Annotated in this window: 17 protein-coding genes; 5 read left to right on the top strand and 12 right to left on the bottom strand. The window is 43.4% G+C overall.

All coding sequences use genetic code 11. From position 1 onward, the window contains the following. Positions 1-390: 390 nt before the first annotated feature. From IFO66_RS23005 to IFO66_RS22990, 4 genes are all read right to left on the bottom strand, one after another. A complete protein-coding gene (locus tag IFO66_RS23005) occupies positions 391-729 on the bottom strand; it encodes a zinc ribbon domain-containing protein YjdM (RefSeq protein ID WP_192027355.1) in 339 nt (112 codons plus the stop codon). Positions 730-905: 176 nt separating this feature from the next. After that, a complete protein-coding gene (locus tag IFO66_RS23000; RefSeq protein ID WP_337913642.1) occupies positions 906-1865 on the bottom strand; it encodes a helix-turn-helix transcriptional regulator in 960 nt (319 codons plus the stop codon). Between the two features lie 199 nt (positions 1866-2064). Then, positions 2065-3810: an ABC transporter ATP-binding protein gene (locus tag IFO66_RS22995; protein WP_192027354.1), complete on the bottom strand. Its 1746-nt coding sequence runs from the start codon at positions 3808-3810 to the stop codon at positions 2065-2067. Positions 3811-3825: 15 nt separating this feature from the next. Next, positions 3826-5643, bottom strand: coding sequence for an ABC transporter ATP-binding protein (locus IFO66_RS22990; RefSeq protein ID WP_192027353.1), 1818 nt, complete (start codon positions 5641-5643; stop codon positions 3826-3828). A gap of 278 nt (positions 5644-5921) precedes the next feature. Here IFO66_RS22990 and IFO66_RS22985 point away from each other — a divergent pair, with 278 nt between their 5' ends. Continuing rightward, positions 5922-6317: a DUF3221 domain-containing protein gene (locus IFO66_RS22985; RefSeq protein ID WP_192027352.1), complete on the top strand. Its 396-nt coding sequence runs from the start codon at positions 5922-5924 to the stop codon at positions 6315-6317. Between the two features lie 24 nt (positions 6318-6341). On the opposite strand, the gene IFO66_RS22980 is transcribed toward IFO66_RS22985, so the two are convergent. Continuing rightward, positions 6342-7085, bottom strand: coding sequence for a Fic family protein (locus tag IFO66_RS22980; RefSeq protein ID WP_192027351.1), 744 nt, complete (start codon positions 7083-7085; stop codon positions 6342-6344). A gap of 486 nt (positions 7086-7571) precedes the next feature. Here IFO66_RS22980 and IFO66_RS22975 point away from each other — a divergent pair, with 486 nt between their 5' ends. Continuing rightward, entirely contained in the window at positions 7572-7895 is a 324-nt protein-coding gene (locus IFO66_RS22975) for a BLB8/JUQZ-1 family protein (protein ID WP_192027350.1), read from the top strand. 147 nt (positions 7896-8042) lie between these two features. Here IFO66_RS22975 and amyS read toward each other — a convergent pair whose 3' ends face one another. Continuing rightward, the gene (amyS, locus tag IFO66_RS22970) at positions 8043-9587 is read right to left on the bottom strand and encodes an alpha-amylase (protein WP_192027356.1); all 1545 of its coding nucleotides are present in this window, start codon (positions 9585-9587) and stop codon (positions 8043-8045) included. Between the two features lie 250 nt (positions 9588-9837). Here amyS and IFO66_RS22965 point away from each other — a divergent pair, with 250 nt between their 5' ends. Further along, complete coding sequence (locus IFO66_RS22965) at positions 9838-10605, top strand: class I SAM-dependent methyltransferase (RefSeq protein WP_192027349.1); 768 nt, start codon at positions 9838-9840, stop codon at positions 10603-10605. Positions 10606-10633: 28 nt separating this feature from the next. On the opposite strand, the gene IFO66_RS22960 is transcribed toward IFO66_RS22965, so the two are convergent. Together IFO66_RS22960 and IFO66_RS22955 are read right to left on the bottom strand one after the other, a co-directional pair. After that, positions 10634-11647 (bottom strand): phosphotransferase enzyme family protein, encoded by a 1014-nt coding sequence (locus IFO66_RS22960; RefSeq protein WP_192027348.1) that lies wholly within the window; start codon positions 11645-11647, stop codon positions 10634-10636. 41 nt (positions 11648-11688) lie between these two features. Continuing rightward, positions 11689-12918 carry a 4-hydroxybenzoate 3-monooxygenase gene (locus tag IFO66_RS22955; RefSeq protein WP_192027347.1) on the bottom strand — a complete coding sequence of 410 codons (1230 nt, stop codon included), beginning with the start codon at positions 12916-12918 and terminating at the stop codon, positions 11689-11691. A gap of 123 nt (positions 12919-13041) precedes the next feature. On the opposite strand from IFO66_RS22955, the gene IFO66_RS22950 reads away from it, so the two are divergent. Next, positions 13042-13269, top strand: a complete 228-nt coding sequence (locus IFO66_RS22950) for a hypothetical protein (RefSeq protein WP_192027346.1) — start codon at positions 13042-13044, stop codon at positions 13267-13269. 464 nt (positions 13270-13733) lie between these two features. Here the strand turns inward: IFO66_RS22950 and IFO66_RS22945 are convergent, their stop codons facing one another. Both IFO66_RS22945 and IFO66_RS22940 read right to left on the bottom strand, forming a co-directional pair. Then, entirely contained in the window at positions 13734-14564 is an 831-nt protein-coding gene (locus IFO66_RS22945; protein ID WP_192027345.1) for a GNAT family N-acetyltransferase, read from the bottom strand. A gap of 61 nt (positions 14565-14625) precedes the next feature. Next, a complete protein-coding gene (locus IFO66_RS22940) occupies positions 14626-15066 on the bottom strand; it encodes an Lrp/AsnC family transcriptional regulator (RefSeq protein WP_192027344.1) in 441 nt (146 codons plus the stop codon). Positions 15067-15253: 187 nt separating this feature from the next. On the opposite strand from IFO66_RS22940, the gene IFO66_RS22935 reads away from it, so the two are divergent. Further along, complete coding sequence (locus tag IFO66_RS22935) at positions 15254-16312, top strand: oxidoreductase (RefSeq protein WP_192027343.1); 1059 nt, start codon at positions 15254-15256, stop codon at positions 16310-16312. A 113-nt stretch (positions 16313-16425) separates the two neighbouring features. On the opposite strand, the gene IFO66_RS22930 is transcribed toward IFO66_RS22935, so the two are convergent. Both IFO66_RS22930 and IFO66_RS22925 read right to left on the bottom strand, forming a co-directional pair. Further along, positions 16426-17664, bottom strand: a complete 1239-nt coding sequence (locus IFO66_RS22930) for a chloride channel protein (RefSeq protein WP_192027342.1) — start codon at positions 17662-17664, stop codon at positions 16426-16428. A 149-nt stretch (positions 17665-17813) separates the two neighbouring features. Further along, the gene (locus IFO66_RS22925) at positions 17814-18755 is read right to left on the bottom strand and encodes a nucleoside hydrolase (RefSeq protein ID WP_192027341.1); all 942 of its coding nucleotides are present in this window, start codon (positions 18753-18755) and stop codon (positions 17814-17816) included. Positions 18756-19084 lie beyond the last annotated feature (329 nt).

The raw sequence follows: 19084 nt of genomic DNA, 5'->3' as shown, positions 1-19084 counted from the left end.
GAGACTCGGTACTACGCCTATTCGGAGCTCTACTCATGGAACAGGATGACAAATGGACGACAGGGAAAAAGTACGTAGATCTCAATGCGTACCATACTTGGCGACGTCCTCAAACCAAATAGTTGGATAAACCATTTTGACGGCGAGGAATTTACACATAAATATGGACTTGACCCTGAAATGATGAAATGCCGATTGAATAACTGCACTTTTGTCCTTAGCTTTATTTTCTCACATGCAACTCGTCGAAAAAGACATCAAAAAAACCGGGAGCCTATCGTGCTGCCCGGTTTCTTTGTATGGATGGAGATCGTATACTTTTACTTGCACTAGTACTTGCATTAGTACTTGTTCTAGCACCTGCACTAGTACTTGTTCTAGTAACTGTAGCTACATTTTTTTCACAAACTCCGATTTCAGCTTCATAGCGCCAAAACCGTCGATCTTGCAATCAATATCATGATCGCCATCAACAAGACGAATGTTTTTAACCTTTGTTCCGATCTTGATCACTGACGAGCTACCTTTTACTTTGAGATCTTTAATGACCGTTATCGTATCCCCATCTTGCAGCACATTTCCATTGGAGTCTTTGATGACACACTCACCATCACCTTGCTCCCCTTCTACTTGCGGAGACCATTCATGCGCACACTCTGGGCACACGAGTAACGTTCCATCCTCGTACGTATATGATGAATTACATTTTGGACAATTAGGCAATTCCATTCTGCTATTCCTCCACTCTACTCTAACTCTGATGACATATGATTTGCGCAAATACGATGACTCGTATGTCAACAAATACATCGTTGAATTGCATTCCTTTTATACTGTCACAGTCGGAGTTGAATAGCAAGTGCGCAGCTTCTTAGGGCTTCTAAACGTTGCTCTGAATATCCCCCCTACCTTTTCCCACATTCACTCGGATTGTAACCAAACGTCTTTTTATAGAGAGAGGAAAAATGACTCATATTACTGTAGCCTACCATCGTTGATGCTTCACTTATATTTACGCTTCCCTGCTCTAGTATCATTCTTGCTTGATTCATGCGGAGCGCGCGAACATAGCCAAATACCGTTGTACCGAACAGCTCCTTAAATCCTAGTTTAAGCTTATAGTCATTCAAATAAGCCATTCTAGCCAGCTCGCATAACGTGGGAGGCTGCTTCCAGGTATGATCTAATATTTCTTTTGCTTTGTACAAACGTTCAATATCGTCCGCATTTAATTTGGACTTCATCATATTTAATTCACTCGGATTGTCATCTAATCTACTCAGATGAAAAGCCAACAACTCAAGCGATTTTCCTTCTAAGAAAAGTTTACGGAGAGAGCCTTGGTAGGAACAATTTTGCATTTGCTCAATAAGGATTGGTATATCTGGAATGCCAGCTAGCTGTTGAGAGAAAAACGAATGCTGCTTGATGCGATCAAGTTCAGGAAGTATCATGTTCAGCGCGTTAAGATCTAATCGAAGTTCCATATGACGTATATGTTCTTCAGGAGAAAGTTCTGCATAGACTCGAGTACCGTCCATATAAGTAAGACTGGAAACACCCGAGGTAAGTTGTAAAGCATGAGCTTGTGCTGCTGGTTCGTACACGCCTTTTCCAGAAAACGTATATGATATTTCCAAATGAGGATATTGAACATCGAAATCTAACTGAATATCATTGCTGATAGCTGTATCGAACCACACCAGCTCCATACCTCTGCGCAAAGGAATTCTCTGAATCGATCCCTCCCCTAAATGGGATGGCATCAAGTAACGATCTTGTTCACTATGACGTGTGAACATCGTATGAAAATCAGCTCCATCATATGCGTCATCTAAATGACGGCTTACCATCTGAACGTTCACCGCTGTAATCTCCCCTCCAAGCACCCGCTCTAATCGAGAACCATTCTCATTGTAATAGTGTACTGCATTACTACCACTCCAGCAAGTCATTTATCCCAATCAAATAAGTTGTCTCCACAACAAAAAGCCAGCTCTTATAGAAGAGTCTGGCCTGCCATCTTATGTTGTGATTGTAAACTTGTATTACTTTACGTAAACGCTAAGTTCGCACATTCCAACCTTCCGCATCTTGCTGCAATCCCCACAACTTGCAATAAACCCCTTCATCAGCAACTAACGATTCATGTGTTCCTTCCTCAATGACTCTCCCTTGCTCAAGCACAATGATATGATCGGCATATTGAATCGTTTTTAAGCGATGCGCAATAATGACAACCGTTTTGTGAGCTACCAATTCGTTAATTGCTTGTTGGACAGCTGACTCATTTTCAGCATCGAGAGAGGCCGTTGCTTCGTCTAGCAGCACGATCGGAGCATCTTTCAACAGGGCGCGAGCAATAGAAATGCGCTGCTTCTCTCCACCCGACAGTGTCGAACCGCCTTCGCCCACAGGAGTATCATAGCCTTGCGGCAAAGCAGCTATGAAATCATGGCAGCAAGCACGCTTAGCCGCTGCTTCTACTTCTGCTTGTGTAGCATTCATATTCCCGATACGAATATTGTTACCAATTGTATCTTGGAACAAGTATACATCCTGGAATACAATCGCAATATGCTCCAATAAGCGTTCTGGGTCTGCGTCACTCAGTGCTTGACCGCCGATACGAATTTCCCCTTGCTGCACATCCCAAAAGCGTGAAATCAACCGTGTCACGGTACTTTTCCCACTCCCCGAATAACCAACAAGCGCTGTAATCGTGTTGGGCTTAATCGTAAAGGACACATCTTGCAGAGCCGGTACGGCATGATCATTGTAACGGAAAGTAACGCGGTCAAACACAATGGAGCCAGCGGGATTAATATCTTTGTCACCTTGCAACGGCTGTTCTCGCTTCACATCCATAATGCGCTGTGCACTATATGCGGAATACTTCATCTCACCGTAATTCAATAATACCGTAGTCAACGGATCAAAAATTCTAGTTCCTACTAATAAAAAGAGCAAAAACGTCGGCAAAGATAACGAACCACCCACTAGCAAATAGCTGCCGACTACGATCATAATTGTCATGCCCGAACGAGCCAACAGCATCGCCCCCATAATAAGCGGACCGATAATCGCCTCCAACGCAATCGATGTTTCTTTCAAACGTTGGAAAGAAATTCGCAGCCTTTGAAATCGCTCTCCCCCCACATTATGAGCTTTAATTTCCCTTATGCCTCCTAAATATTCTTGCAAGCGGCTGGCTGCTTCGTTTCTCGCCTTTACTTGATTTTCACATAATCGTTCTTGTAAAGAACTCGTCAACCATAACAACAATACACCGAATGGAAGAGCGACAAACATCGCCAGCGTCATTCTCCAATCCAAAAATATAAGGCTTATAAATGCCAACATAGGGAGAATTAAACCGCTAATCAGCTGCGGTACATTATGAGAAATCGTCGTCTCCACTTGACCATAATCACTGAGCAGCATATTCGTCATATCAGCAGGGTCGCGTCTATTAAAAAATCCTAACGATAATCCACGGATATGCTCTGCTAATTCCAAGCGACCTGAAGCCGCCTGACGATACGCCACATAGAACGATCGATCATACTGAACGGAAAATGTCCAATACGAAACGAACATCCATACGAACAATACGATGCTAACGGTCCATAATCGAGTTGTGTCCAAGCCTAATTGAGGCTCAGCGAAGTACATATAAATCGTATTAAATATATCGACCAACAATGCCGCAGGCAGCACTCTGACGATACCATCCAGTACAGCTGAGATTCCCATTGGCCATAAGCTGCGGACATTTCCACCTGATATATTCGTGAAATATTGCATCATTTCAATATCCCTCCCTTATGCATTCGTAGTTGATGCACTCTGCTGCACGCCTAGTTTCCAAGTCGTCGAACTAATATGCGCCTGCCACAGTTTCTGATATAAACCATCCAACCGCAACAACTCATCATGCGATCCCTGTTCCACAATTTCACCTTTGTTGATAACTAGTATTTGTTCTGCCATACGTATCGTAGATAATCGATGAGCAATGATGAGTACGGTCTTCCCTTTTACAAGTTCCATCATCCCTTGCTGAATTTTCTTTTCATTTTCGGCATCGGCATAAGCTGTTGCTTCATCTAGCACCAAAATCGGAGCATTTTTCAAAATAGCACGCGCTATCGCGATACGTTGGGCTTCACCACCAGACAAATGAGTGCCGCCTTCACCTATTTTCGTCTGATAACCGTCCTCTAGTTGTTCAATAAACTCATGACAGCAAGCTCGCTTGGCAGCATGAATCACGTCCGAAATGGAGGCTGTCTCATTGCCCATTCGAATATTGGCTTCGATCGAATCGTAGAACAGATGCACATCTTGGAATACGAATGACACCGTGTCCATCAATTGCTCCGTTCCCATCTCGTTTATTGGCACTCCGCCTATCGTAATCAAACCCTGCTGCACATCCCAAAAGCGCAGCAGCAATTGCGCAATCGTAGATTTTCCTCCGCCAGAAGGACCGACAAGCGCTGTAATTTCTCCTGCTCTCGCTTCAAAATTCACATTTTTCAATACATAGTTGGTATCGCCGCCTACTGCGTTGTCATAGGTAAAAAAGATATTTTTAAATTGCACATCATAGCTAATAGGAACTCGTGGCTGATCTGGTTCTGCTACGACAGGCTCCGTTAAAATAGATTCAATACGCTTATTGCCTTCCGCAATCTCCCTCATTCCAGACCCTACATACATCAGCTTGAGCACTGGTGCAGATAAACTTGGGGAAACAAGTAGAAACAATATAAACGTTATCGCAAATGACTGGCTGTTGGCATGACCGCTAACGAGCAATATGCCAACCGGAATCACAAACGTATACAACGAGCTAACGACGATGAAAAATATACTGTACGGCTTTTTATACAAATCAGTAATGCCAATTGATATATCTCTGTATTTCGTAACTGCTGACTTAAACGTTAAAAATCGAGCCGCCTTAATGCCAAATACTTTGATGGCTGGCATTCCTCGAACATATTCCACACCCGTCGTATTCATTTCTTCCATCGCATATTGATAGTCACGATAGGCTTGCTGACCTTTTGCACCACCATATATTTTGGTTTGCAGCCACATACCAATTATCATCGGGATCATCAATGCCAGCGCCAAACGCCAATCGAGCCAAAATAAATAGCCAACGAACAATAACGGAACGATAATCGCACTAAGCAAATCTGGTATTTGATGAGCGATAAACTTTTCAACTTTTTCCACACTAATCTCGATAATTTTTTTCAATTCACCTGTCGCTGTTTTCGTATGGTAGCCCATCGACAATCTAGCAATATGATCAGCAAGTCGAACACGCAATTGATAAAGGATATGAAAAGCCGCGATATGAGAGCTCATCGCACTTATGTAGATCGCAATTAACGAAGCTGCTAAGCTTACAAGCGCCACAATTCCCCAATAGACAAGCACATCACCATCTATCCCTGCCGTATGTTGAACGTTCTCCAACAACTCCTTAACGATGTTATAAACTGCGATAAACGGGACAATTTGCAGCAAGCTTGAGAGCACGGAGAAGATCCCCGCTACGGTTAAAAGCCCCTTCTTCTCACTTGCAATGGTCATTAAATTAGATAGTTCAGACTTACCTTTCATATGCATTCCTCCTAGACGCAGTCATTTGCTCCAACCTGCACAAGCAAACGATACTTGTTCTTGGCAATGATCATAATAAAAAAACCGCAAACGCGGCTACCTTGAAACGGAGCGCATTTACGGTAAAACGGATTTTTTTATAACGATCATGACTTCCTGTTTCACTTCATTGCAACTTAGAAGAACTAGATTCCGTCATTAGGAAGAGAACATAAATGGTTGCTGTTATACGCACATTAACATGTTGCTAATGACGTATTTCACAAGGAGGAACATCTATGAAGCCGCTGCTACTAGCCTTACTCATTGCTATGGCTTTCACCACAGGATGTACAACTAGTTCGCAAAAAGCTGAACCGCAAAACAAGGAACAAAACAATGACAGTGAGGAATTTCGTATAGATGAGGGTAGAATCGTAGAGAAAACAATGAGATGGGAAAATACTTACCTTGTTCTTCTTATCCCTAATCTGTCCAAAGAAGAAGTTATGACGAAGACACGCAATCAGCTAGTAGAAGAAAATAAAGAACAAGATATCGCTTACTACTTTGTAGATAAGAAACTGTACAATACATTAGATATTGGACAGCAGGTGAGGGTGAAGGCGGAGCTCCACCAGTTGGAACCCTATCCACCCATTCGCTCGGCTATTAAGCTCGAAGTTCTTGAATAGCAAAATATAATAAAATGGAACCGATTATTCTTCACCGACCGCAAACAAATACGCCTGCAAACTATCCATTACACATTCCATCATCAATTGATTAAACGGTTCCAATTGCCCCTCCACACTGGCTTGTTCCAACGTCTCATAGTAACGCAGTCTCATGGAATCAGTAGCCTTCACAATCGCAGGAGGGTATCCATAGGTCATCAAAATAAGATTCATTAACAACCTTGCCGTTCGTCCATTCCCATCTGAGAAAGGGTGAATATAAACAAATCGGAAATGAAACTCTGCTGCTAGCAATACAGGATGTAGGCTTTGTCGTTGCTCATCATACCACTGGATAAGTTGCTCCATCTGTTCAGAAACATGTGTGTAAGACGGCGGCACATGTTGCGAATCCGATGTTCTTACATTGAGCGTTCGATATGCCCCAGCATCTTCCGCAATATTTTTAAGGACAAGCTGATGAATCGACTTGATCACATGCTCTGAGAGAGGTTGGTTGCGCTCAACGATATCTTGCACATATTGAATTGCTTCCGCGTGGTTAATGACTTCAAAATGTTCTCGGAGCTTCTTACCCCCAATCGTCAAACCTTCTTCCAATACAATCTTCGTCTCAAGCAGCGTTAACGTATTGCCTTCAATGGCATTAGAATGATACGTCCATTCCACACGAAATACTTCGTTCAAATTACGAACTGCCGCCACAGGCAATGGACGATGTGCGTCCAGTGCTGATTTTAATTCATCAAGCCTTTTCAAATCCACCTGTCCACCTGCTCTCTCATTTCTTTCTTATCTCTATAAAAGGTTAAACTAAAGGAATCGACAAGGGTATAAAATCCATCAATAAGATACCGACTCCTTACAGTAATTCTTTGAAATTATGGTTCTACTTATCTAGTATATCAAAATTTCCACCAAATTATAAAAGTGAGGCATAAATACAACACACGATCCTTTAAGAATCGTGCATTGCTACTACTGTATACAATATTCAACAATCTTTCTGATTGCTCAACTCATCTCATAGATTGATGAACCCCGTTCCATCATCATTTTCATCAATCTATAACTAACCTTTATCAAAAATTTACCATTCCTTGATAGTCATACCCCCTTTTTGATCGTAAAATGAAGGGGTCGAGTTCGGAACTTTCTGCTCTTGCGCATCGAGTAGGAAGCTCGATTTCACTCACAATGCTCATACGCCACGAACATCGGCCTAATTCTACTTTTGGAGGTATTTTAATTATGAAAAATATGAGCAAAGTGTTAATATCCACTGTTTTAGCATTCGGTCTTCTGACAGGTTCCGTTGGCGCTCTTGGCGCTGACAACGCAAGTCAATCATCGGTTGGAACTCAATCCGGGACGGTACATCCTGTTCTTGAGTTGAGAGTAGGAGAGACGTATCAGTTTTCCGGTAAAGGATACAGTGCTACATTGGTCAGCGGACACGGCGTAATTAGTCTAGAAAACGGGAGAGCTTACGCGTTAAGCCCTGGAGATGCTGTGGTTCATGTTCACCCGAAGAATGGCAATACACAAATTCGTCCTATTAAAGTGTTACCTTAATTTACACCTATAAATAGTAGCAAAATCGACCGCTCCTATGCTTAAGGAAAACGGTCGATTTTGCTTTTCATATTATTTCTAACTATGAGCAACAATTATATCGCTTACGCTGTACAATCTAGCAAAGTTAATGAACTCTCTTAAACTTTACTTCTCCACATAGATGGACACAGAACCGCCGTTCACATGGAACTCGCCCCAGCCATCTTGATTGATCGTCACCGTCTCCTTGCGGTTACCTGTAAGGTCGTGCCACACTTCGCCAGCATTGTGCTTGCCAACGTTCATCCATTTGGAACCGCCTGGGCCATCTGTAATCAGTGTCGCCAAGCCGGACTTCACACGAGTGCTCTCACCTTCACGCGTCCAGCCGATTACATCCCAATGATCCAAGTAATCATGCTGCTTGCCATATGCATAGTCTTTACGAGCTTTCAGCATCGGATCTAGCTGTTCTTTCATCGCTGGAATTTCATATGTACTGCTGCCTTTTGTACCATAGTAGTCGCCATAGAACACAGAAGGATAACCCGACTCACGTGTCAAAATAAACGCATACGACAACGGCTTGAACCATGGGCTTACAACAGATTCCAAAGCCTGTCCTGGCTGAGAATCATGGTTCTCAACCAACGTTACCGCTAACGTAGGATGATTAGCTACAACCGTACCATTTAAAATATTTCGCATATCATAATTACCCTGGCCAGTAGAAGCATAATGGAAATTATAATGCAGCGGCGCATCAAATACGGATTGGTTGTAATTCGTTTTCGCCAAATAATTATTCAACGCATTAACATCGTTCTGCCAGTACTCGGCTACCGTGAACATTTCTTTGCCTGTCTGCTGTCTAACATGGTTCACCCAGTCACCCAAATAGTCATGCTTAATATGCTTGACCGCATCTAAACGGAAACCATCCAGGTTCAATTCATTCGCATACCATGTGCCCCAACGCTTCATTTCGTTCGCCACATCAGGATGATCAAAGTCGAGATCGGCAAACATCAGATAGTCGTAGTTTCCTTTTTCGCTGGATACTTCCCAGTCCCATGCTTTACCGATACCTCTAAATTTATAAATACGATTCAAGTCTCTGCCTTCATCCCAATCTGTACCGTTGAAATGATACCAATTCCACTTGAAATCTGAATATGTATGGTTGCGTCCCTTAAAGTCAAAGCCTGTCCAAGCATCAATCTGATAATCACCAGACGTTTCACGGTTACGGTTGTTCGGATCGACCTCAACAGAAGTTACTTTCTCCGTAAAGTCGGCACCGCCCTTATGGTTCATAACAACGTCACCATACACATCTATATTTTGCGCGTGCAGCGTATTAATCGCTGACTTCAATTCTGCTTTCGTGCCGTACTTAGTGCGAACCGTACCTTTCTGGTTAAACTCTCCCAAGTCATATAAATCATAGGCTCCATAGCCAACATCGTTTTGCTGCGTCCCTTTATAGGCAGGCGGAATCCAGACTGCTGTAATGCCCTTATCTGCTAGATTGGCAGCGTCATTGTGCAAACGTTTCCAATGAAGTCCATCATTAGGGAGATACCATTCAAAATACTGCATCATTGTTCCGTTGTGAGCTTTAGCTGCTGCTTCTGCCTTGGAACCCGTTGAAACATAAGGAATAATCATCCCTAGCGCTACACATGTAACAAGTATTCGTTTCATCATTTTCAATGCGAGTCACACCCTTTTGTCTATTCTTGCTAGCCCATTTTATGAAAACGTTTGCATAAATCTATTACTCATTATAGTTTTAGTTGGATCAGCCGTAAAGTACAATTTGAAGAATGAACCATTGATAGACTAGCGAATGTTTCATACGAGAACTCAAACAACCTTTCATAGCACACCCTTGACTACTCTCTATTTCAATCTTATACTCTGGGTAAAATTTACACACTTACAAAGGAGAACTACGATGTCGTTTAGTTTCTATGGTGAACTTTGTACCGAAGTATACGAACTAACCAAGCCAATCGGCCACTCTATTAATGGGGATTTGGAATTTTATAAACAGAAACTTGCAGCATGCGAAGGGCGCATTTTAGAGGTAATGGTTGGCTCAGGACGAGTAATGATTCCTCTGCTTGAAGCCGGCTTTGCCGTGGATGGAATGGACTATTCTCCAGAAATGCTCGCTGTCTGCCGCCAACATTGTGAAGCACGTGGACTTCAAGCCAATTTAGTTCAAGCCGATTTACTGCAGCTTTCGCTGCCAAATCTATATGAAGCCATTATTATTCCATGCGGTTCGTTTCTATTAATTGAAGATCGTCAACAATCGATTCAGGCTTTGCAGAGACTATATGAGCACCTCCAACCTAACGGCAGGCTCATTGTTGATCTCTTCTTACCTAATACTAACTTTGAGTTGGGCACCTTCGAGGGAACCTCGACATTCCATTTTCCAAATGGCGATCTGATTACGATGGAAAGTAAGCTCGTCGAGGTTGATTTGTTTAACCAATATAAAGTCTCTCATCTAAAATATGAAAAATGGCGAAACGGCAATCTCCTACAAACGGAATTGCAGCGCTTCGCCACACGATGGTACGGTGTTGAAGAGTTCAAGCTCATACTTGAAAGCATCGGCTTTACCGATATCGTAGTATCCGCAGATTATGTAGACGGACAACAACCAAGCAATGCCCAACAAAGTTATACATTTGAAGCTATTAGAAAATAGCATCGAATCCATCGATTCATCAAGCCGACTATTCCACTGCTATCGGTTCAAGCGGTTGGAATAAAAATGGTCGTTCTTGCAAATAGCTCTGAATAATCGCCTGTGCATACGGCTGTTCTGCGTTCAGACCAGCCGTTTCTCTAGGATCAGAACAATGATGACAGTAATTCTCGATCATAAACATCACGAACATACTCGCAAGCGGTCGCTCATAATCCTCTTCCAGCTTCCTAATACTTTTATAGCCTTCAAGAAAGAGCCTCCGATGTTCCCCACCGAGCCCTAGTATCGTACCTGCTATATCATATAAATAATAGCCATAGCCGCATCTTGCAAAGTCGATTGGGAAAGCCTCTTCCCCTTTGAAAATAACATTTTCCATATGCAAATCAGCATGGATTAAGCCAAAGTTATATGGCTGTTTCTTCATCGCCTCTAAATCCGCTATAATTTTAGCAGCTGCGCTTTGATACATACCCCACCCTTTTTCAGATAAGAAGCATGGATAGTACTGTTCAAGTTTAGCCATGTTTTTGCGGAAGCTGTCCACTCCCCAAGTAGGGAAAGCATGATCGCCGTCAGGAGTAAATTCCGCAGCAGCATTGTGCAGCCTTGCCATCAGCTGCCCCATATTGCTTGCCTGACGTTCGGTAGGTGCCTCGCTTAACAAGTCGCCCTCCAACCATTTCATCAGCGTTACGTATAGCGTCTCGCCTTGATCTGAAACAAGCTCCAATACATACTCGCCACTACGACTTACCTGACCTTCAGGAACAATAAGTCCACAACTGCCCAGTGCCTGAAGCAGCATCATCTCAGCACGAATTTCTGCTTTTGCTCTGCTTTTATTGTGAATACGCAGCAAGAAGCGCTCATTCCGTTCTGTTTCTATGATGAACGTGATCGTGTCTGATAGTTTATTAAGCTCAATTCGCTGCCACGCTAGATCGTAGTGCTGCACGGCTGCCAAAGCAACATTACGCACACTCGTTAGTACATCTCGTCTTTGTTCATCTGTGTCGATTTGCCAGCCTTGATTCATCTCAATGCCCCCTGATCTCTACTTGCTTTGCTCTTACGCCGCTACTTACCTACATAATTGACTGCAAATGATTGTGCATAATCACCTTGCCCACACAGCCGCTCAAGTCTCGCCCTTCGCAACCGATCTGAAAAAGTGCGATTTCCACTTTCATCCAAATTATGAATCAAACGCAGCATCCAATCTGAGAACTCAATCGTCTGCCACACATGAGGTAATCGCATTTCCGTATACTTACTTAGCTGCGTTCCGTCGCCTTCACGGTAATAAGTAATAAAAGCTTCTGCCAGAAACTCAGAATCGGCGATGGCAAGATTCATCCCCTTGGCCCCGACTGGCGTAATAATATGGGCAGCATCGCCAGCTAGAAATAGTTTGCCATACTGCATCGTTTCTGTAACAACACTACGCATCTCAAGTACTCGTCGCTCAATAATTTTTCCGGGAATTTGTTCATCATCACCTTGACCATCCACAGCCATACGCTTGCGAAGCTCGCTCCATATACGCTCTTCAGGCCAGTCGGATTGTTTATCTAATGGGGAACATTCCAAATAGTATCGAGTCACTTGTGGTGTACGCGGCATTTGCCCCGCGAAGCCTGACTCATGCAGCGCATAGATCACTCGTTCCGTCGAAGCTGGGACTTCGGCCAACAGCGCAAGCCATCCAATGCCATACTGCCTCGTTACCGTGGAAAAATGGTCTGATGGAATAGAAGCTCGGGTAATACCATGAAACCCATCGCAGCCGGCAACAAAGTCGCATTCCACCTGCTTCTCAGCAGCCGAATGTTCCAACAGAGATTGCGACTGACAATGAATGACCGCTTTATCATCCTTAAGCCCTTCGATCTTAACTACCGGATGAGAAAACAAAATCGTGCCACCACGTGTCATAAACAGCTCAATGAGATCGCTGACCACGAATTGCTGAGGATAGACCGTATGAGCACAGCCTGACATTTCCCCATACGGAACGATGTACTGTCGCCCCTCTAATCGGAATTCGCAAGTTGTATGTTGCACACCGTGCAGATCCAAGCCTTTAGCAAATCCGTTCCTGCGTAAAAACTCCACAATACGATGTTCCAGAAATCCTGCTCTCGCACGTGTCTCCACATACTCCCTAGTGTGGCGTTCCAGAACGATGCATGAAATACCGGCCTGCTGTAACAAGAGTGCAAGAACGAGACCAGCGGGTCCTGCTCCCACCACACCAACCTGAGTACGAAAATAGGTATCGGTATTTTCCGAATGACACTTCACCATAATAATCCCCCTATCTACCCTCAACTCGTTTATTCCGCAGTTCTTGTAATCCCGCCAAGATTATAGCAATGCCGCTGCACCAGCCTGCATCATTTGCATACAATGCCTAAGGAGGTGAGACAAATGCCGCCTTGGTATCAAAAAGCGATTCAGTTACAAGGTCAGCCAGTAGGTGTATCTTTAGCAAATGGGCAAGGTGTGAGCGGACTGTTATGCAGCATTAGCAATGGTACGGTCATTATTCAAGAGTACTTATACCAGAATCAATTCGCAGCCAAACAATACCCGTTTGCCGCGATCCAAGACATCAATCCATTTCCAGGATGTTACGTACCCGGCCCTGTCTATTGATGAATATTGGATAGATGAAGACAGCGTGACCAACAAATAGTTCCCGTTCTCTCTAAGGGCAGGGGCTATTTGGTCGTTTGGCGATTCGCCGCTGGGAGTCTGCGAGGAACCTTCATTAAGTGCCTTGATTTCACTCTAACGAACGCCACTGAGCCTATTTCATCAAAATCGTGCATATTTCAATTCTAACGGTCTTGAGAGAGCTTATTCTATTGATTATAGCGAAAAACATCGATCTATTTGGAAAATAAGCTCTCTGACGACCGTTACATTTCAAAACACGTTCAAATCAGCCAAATAACCGCTGTGGCACCCGTTAGCGTTGGATCATGTTACTTGGTGGCACACTTTTGTGCTCGGTGGCGTTGTTTCGTGTTACTCGGTGTTATTTAGTAGAACGCACTAGTGTCCAGTGGTGTTATTTGATGTTACTTAGTGGCAGCATTCTTCTAGCTTCGTTCATATTAAAAGTGGAACCAATTAATCTTATAGCGATGCGAGCGCTCTAATCCTGCTTTTTCCGCCGTTTTTTGCGAGGCGATATTACTCTCCATGCAATCCCACCATGCGCTAATCCGTTGTTCATGGAACTTTTGCAGCAGACGCGTCACCAATCCGCTGGACAATCCCTGTTGCTGATAAGACTCCAATGTCTCTACGCCAATCGTGTGTGTCGTTTGAAATTTAGCAGAGGATACCGCGATGCTTGCTACTTCGTTGGATTCGGTAAGTGCTGCATATCCATAACCCATCACTATATAATTGCTTACCGTTCCCCAATATTGCTCGATGTAATTCACTAAGAAATCTGTATTTTTTATTTCTCGCTTATCCAGCTCAAGCAGCAGCGCTTCATCAATCTCTACAACCTGAAACGAGCCTATCTTGTCCTCGACAGGCACCTGACTACTTGGTGTAATAACAGACTTATATACATACTGATAGCTTTCATCTACTTTACGATTGCCAATATGCTGATAGATGGCTGGATACCAATCCTCTGAATCTACGGAGAACTCGAAGTAAGAAATATTTTTCTTTTTCAAAAAGGGTATGATTTCATCCTCCATCAAATTTGCCAAAGATCGATTGAAGACCATATTGCTAGCATTGCCCATAAAAGTAAAACATCCCAACCCGTTGGACCACACTAAAGCGGTTGAGGGATTCAATGCATGATCCACCCATACCTCACCAGGATTATGGCCAACAACAACGCCTGCGAACATCATGTCACTTTTACTCGTAACTAGCTTACTTGCCAACCACTCATTACGTTCTGTCATACGTATCATGTTTGTTTCATCCTCTCTGATGCTGCTTACTCTAGTTGACTATGCCATTCTCCAACCCGGCTTAACCCTCCTCAACCGAAGGAATAATATTTTTTTGATCAATTGGCGACGACATGACGATCAAGGTAGTAGAATCTCCATGCTCCCCACTAGCATTAATAAATGCCTCTAAGGTTTGCATCGAATCAGTAACAACCTTCAATAAATAGTTATATTGACCACTGATACGATGCAGTTCCAATACATCGGGATATTCCTTGCAAAATTCAATAAATTTCTCACAGCGCTTCGTATGAAAAAGCAAATAGGCAGTAATACATTTATTCGCCTTTTCAGGCGAGATAATGGCACGATATTGTTGAATAACGCCCTTCTCTTCCATTCTGCGAACTCTCTCAGTAGCCGCTGGTTGAGACAAGCCGATCATTTTCCCCAGTTCGGTCATCGAAATACGAGCCTGATCCTGCAAGATCAGGACAATTTCCTTATCCACTTGATCCATCTGAAAGCACTCCTTTAATTTAAAAGAAATATCTTCCTAAAAACTTGGATTTCAAATTCACTATAGCATAATTCCTTCAATGTCACCTGTAAAATGAAAGGCTGATCCTTTACCATAAATCATAAGGAAATGGAGTCGTAAGAAACGATAAAGCAAAGATAGACACTTAAAATGGGAGGATACCTTTATGAGTATAGGAAAAGCGCAATTACTGCAGCCGATTAAAATGGGAGCCTGGAATCTTCGCAACCGAATTGCTATGGCACCAATGACACGCTGCTTTGCCGATAATGAAACAGGAGTTGTCGGCCCCGATGTGGTCGAATATTACCGCAAACGAGCGGCAGACGGTGTTGGCCTCATTATTTCAGAAGGAATTACGATCAGTCCTCGTGCAAAGGGTACGATTGGTTTACCTGGTTTATATACCGAGGATCAAATACAAAGTTGGAAAAAAGTCACCGATGCCGTCCATCAAGTTGGCGGCACCATTATTGCGCAAATATGGCATGTAGGGCGACTTTCCCATCATGAGGTTGCAGGCGGTCTTCCACCGCAAGCACCTTCTCCCATACCAGCGAACGGTCACGTTCATAGGCTGGGCAAACCATATGATACGCCTGAAGAGATGTCAGCAGCAGACATCGAAGAAGTCATTCAGCAGTATGCGGCGGCGGCACACAACGCGATAACCGCTGGCTTTGACGGTGTTGAAATTCATGGCGCACACGGATATCTCATTGACCAGTTCAATTCGGACATATCGAATCACCGTCAAGACCAATACGGCGGCGACTTGCGCCAGCGCCTAACCTTTATGAGAGAAGTGTCGAAAGCCGTCATTGCTGAAATAGGCGCCGATCGGACCATTATGCGCTTCTCTGCCTTAAAAGATGATGTGCGAAATTATATGTGGGAAGATCCCGATACGGCTATCCGCACATTTGTGGAAGCCTTTAAGGAGAGTGGATTAACGATGATCCATCCTTCTACTATGGACTTTAGCCAAGTTATTGCCGATGGTCTAACCCTGCATGAACTTGTCCGTACATATTGGGATGGTATCATTATAGGGGTTGGAAATTTGAATCCTGAGATTGCAGAACAGGCTGTACAGACTGGAACCATTGATACCGCCGCATTTGGACGCCCTTTCCTTGCCAATCCAGATCTGGTAAGCCGCGTGAGCCAGGGTGAGGCGTTTATCGCCTTTGATGCTAGCAAACATTTTCATGTGTTGGTGTGAGTCCATCGTGAGGAGTCGTGTTCGCACACGGCTCCTTTCTCATTTTAGTAGCACAATAACATTACTCGCATCATTAAAACATGAAAAAACTACATGCTTGGCAATCCATTTTTTCAAGAAGCTTTGGGGGCTCGTCCACTGAACTGCAATAGATACATCGGTAAATATGCTGCTAGCACGATGAATACTATTAACTTCAGCGGGAATAGCATAATAAAGATCAACACAACTGCTATTGGCTTTTGAAGTACTACACTCGATAACGCCGTCGTAACAACGGTAATGGAGGTCACCGGATCTATAGGAACTAACATCGCAATTCCATACCCGATGCTCACCCCTGCGAAAATAACAGGAAAGATATGTCCTCCCCGCCAACCGGATACTAAACAAAATTCAGTCACAAATAACTTCACGATACCGATCACTATTAATAAATAAGCAGACATATGCGTCCACTCTACAGCTAATTCTATTAGCTCATGCTCACCTGAAAACAACGTAATCGGAAGGAGCGTTCCGATTATCCCTAACATGAAACCACCAATAACTGCTTTTATTACTTTATGAGACTCTAACGGCTTAAGAGCCTTATGGATCATCTTTCCAAACCATCCATACAATTTTGCAAACAGCATTCCGATTAGGATCAGTGGGACGATCGCTATTAGTTCATTCACTCCCACATATGCAGCTCCAAAATCCGCCAATGAAAACTGCCTATTATCTATTTTAGAAAGCAAAATAAACACGATAAAGCCAGCAGCCGTCGTAACTGCATAGACGAACGTCTTGATCCATTTCATACGCTTGGAATCTTTTTTATCTTCCAATAACGTAGAAGCTCCAAATAGCGGTGATCTAAAAATCATGCCGACAGCAGCTTCCACGCTGTACTCGATTACAATTTCACCATGTTCCTTTAGCACCGTTCTCTTCTTCACAAAAGACTTAATGGCATCACCTGACCATGTAGCAAGTCCCCCAACAATTCCAACTAGAGCCGCTTCAGGACCGAGACTTGCCCCAAATGAAAGCACACAAATGGCTGTTAGTACACTTTTATATAGAGAACGGTAATCAATTCTTTTGGTCGCCTTAAATTCAGCCATGACTTGATCCATCGTGCGCGGATAGTTGCCGAAATACTTTTGACACAAGCCGACTAATATACCCCCAACCAAACAGACGACGATCGTCCAGTAATTTATATTTACCATCTTCGGTATATGAGACCATATAAGATGAGTTGTAGCCGAAACGACGGCTAGAAATGTCCAAGTCAGAAGTCCTGTAATTCCACCAATACATATACTGTATATAAATAAGTTGCCTATACCTAATAATTTCATTTGCCCGCATGTTCCCGCTTTCCTTCTATTTTCAGCTTCTGATGCAATTCATAATCCCGATGGAACCCCATCTGCTTCCATAATTGTAGTGGTCATTCCTGTGCCGTTATTATTCATCAACCATACTAGCAATATGCGTATCCATTACACTATGTTACCCGCTTCGCCAAATCTGTAATGTAATCAAAGAACGCATCCCGATCCACATCATAAACGACATGTACTGGACGTCCGACGTCTGTTGCGACCGTTCTACCTTGACTTACACCTTCTGTTATGACAATGCTGTTTACCGTCTGCATCTTAACTAAGTCGCTCTTGCCGATAAACGCTGTCGTTAATACATCCCATAAAAAGTACGTCGAGTTCGTTGTGAAATGTACAAGCGGCGGCACAATCGCGTAGCATTGTCCCAAGAAGTCTACACCGATAAACTTGCGTTCCTTCGCCCAGCTCTGGCGAACCTCTAACGTAAGCGGCACTTGATTCGTGCTCTCCAATGCTACGAGAACAATCTCGATGCCACTCGCCCATACACGGGCAGCAGCTTCTGGGTCCCAAAATACATTCCATTCGGCTGTTCCATCATGCTCTGGCTCCTCTACATTGCCTTCTTCTCGGAACGTTCCGCCCATCCATACAAGACGTTCTATTTTCTCTTCTATAGTGGGATCGATATCTAAAGCGCGAGCTAGATCAGTTAACGGCCCCGTAAATAGCAAAGTTGTCTTGCCTTCTGTTACACGCAGTGTATCAATAAGATGAAAATGTGCTGGCTTGTTCGCTAATGGAATAACCACTTTGCCAGACTCATTAAGGAGCGGAAGTGCTTCCACATAGAAAGCATGCATGCGCCAATCTTGCGGGAAAGGATTTTTCCCCCGAGAATTAGATGCTGCAACAGCCAGATTGATGCCGTGACCGAAACGATCTATAATTTTGCGGCTGGCCATCATGGCTGGTTCCAGATAGCTATCCGCTGGAATCACTGATACCCCCGTCACATTCACATTGTCCATTTGCAGCAGCAAAAACAACGAAGTTAAATCATCTACGCTTCCGTCATGGTTGAAGTAAATATTTTTCTTCATCCGACTGTCTCCATTCCCATGAATCAACTTAACAAAGTGTATGCTGCTCTATTTCGAATGGCTTCTGCATTAAGCATATTCACACACGTTAAACCCTGCGACTGCACGATTTCAGCATAACTAGAGCTCATTACATTAGACATTAGTGGAAGAAGGTTAGCTTAGTGACAATTATGCAGTTATTTAAACAGAAAGGAGGCATTTTAGAGTTGAGTCCGTATAATTGTGTAAAATGGTGAACAAAAAAAGAGCCATGAAATAGAGCCTCGTCTAGAATGAAGTTATGCAGACCCATTCAGAGGAGGTACTATTTATGACTCAATATCATA

The sequence above is a fragment of the Paenibacillus arenosi genome (assembly GCF_014841135.1).
Classification (GTDB): Bacteria; Bacillota; Bacilli; order Paenibacillales; family Paenibacillaceae; genus Paenibacillus_B; species Paenibacillus_B arenosi.
The sequence above is the reverse complement of the archived record's forward strand: the minus strand, read 5'-3'. Positions and strand labels throughout refer to the sequence as shown.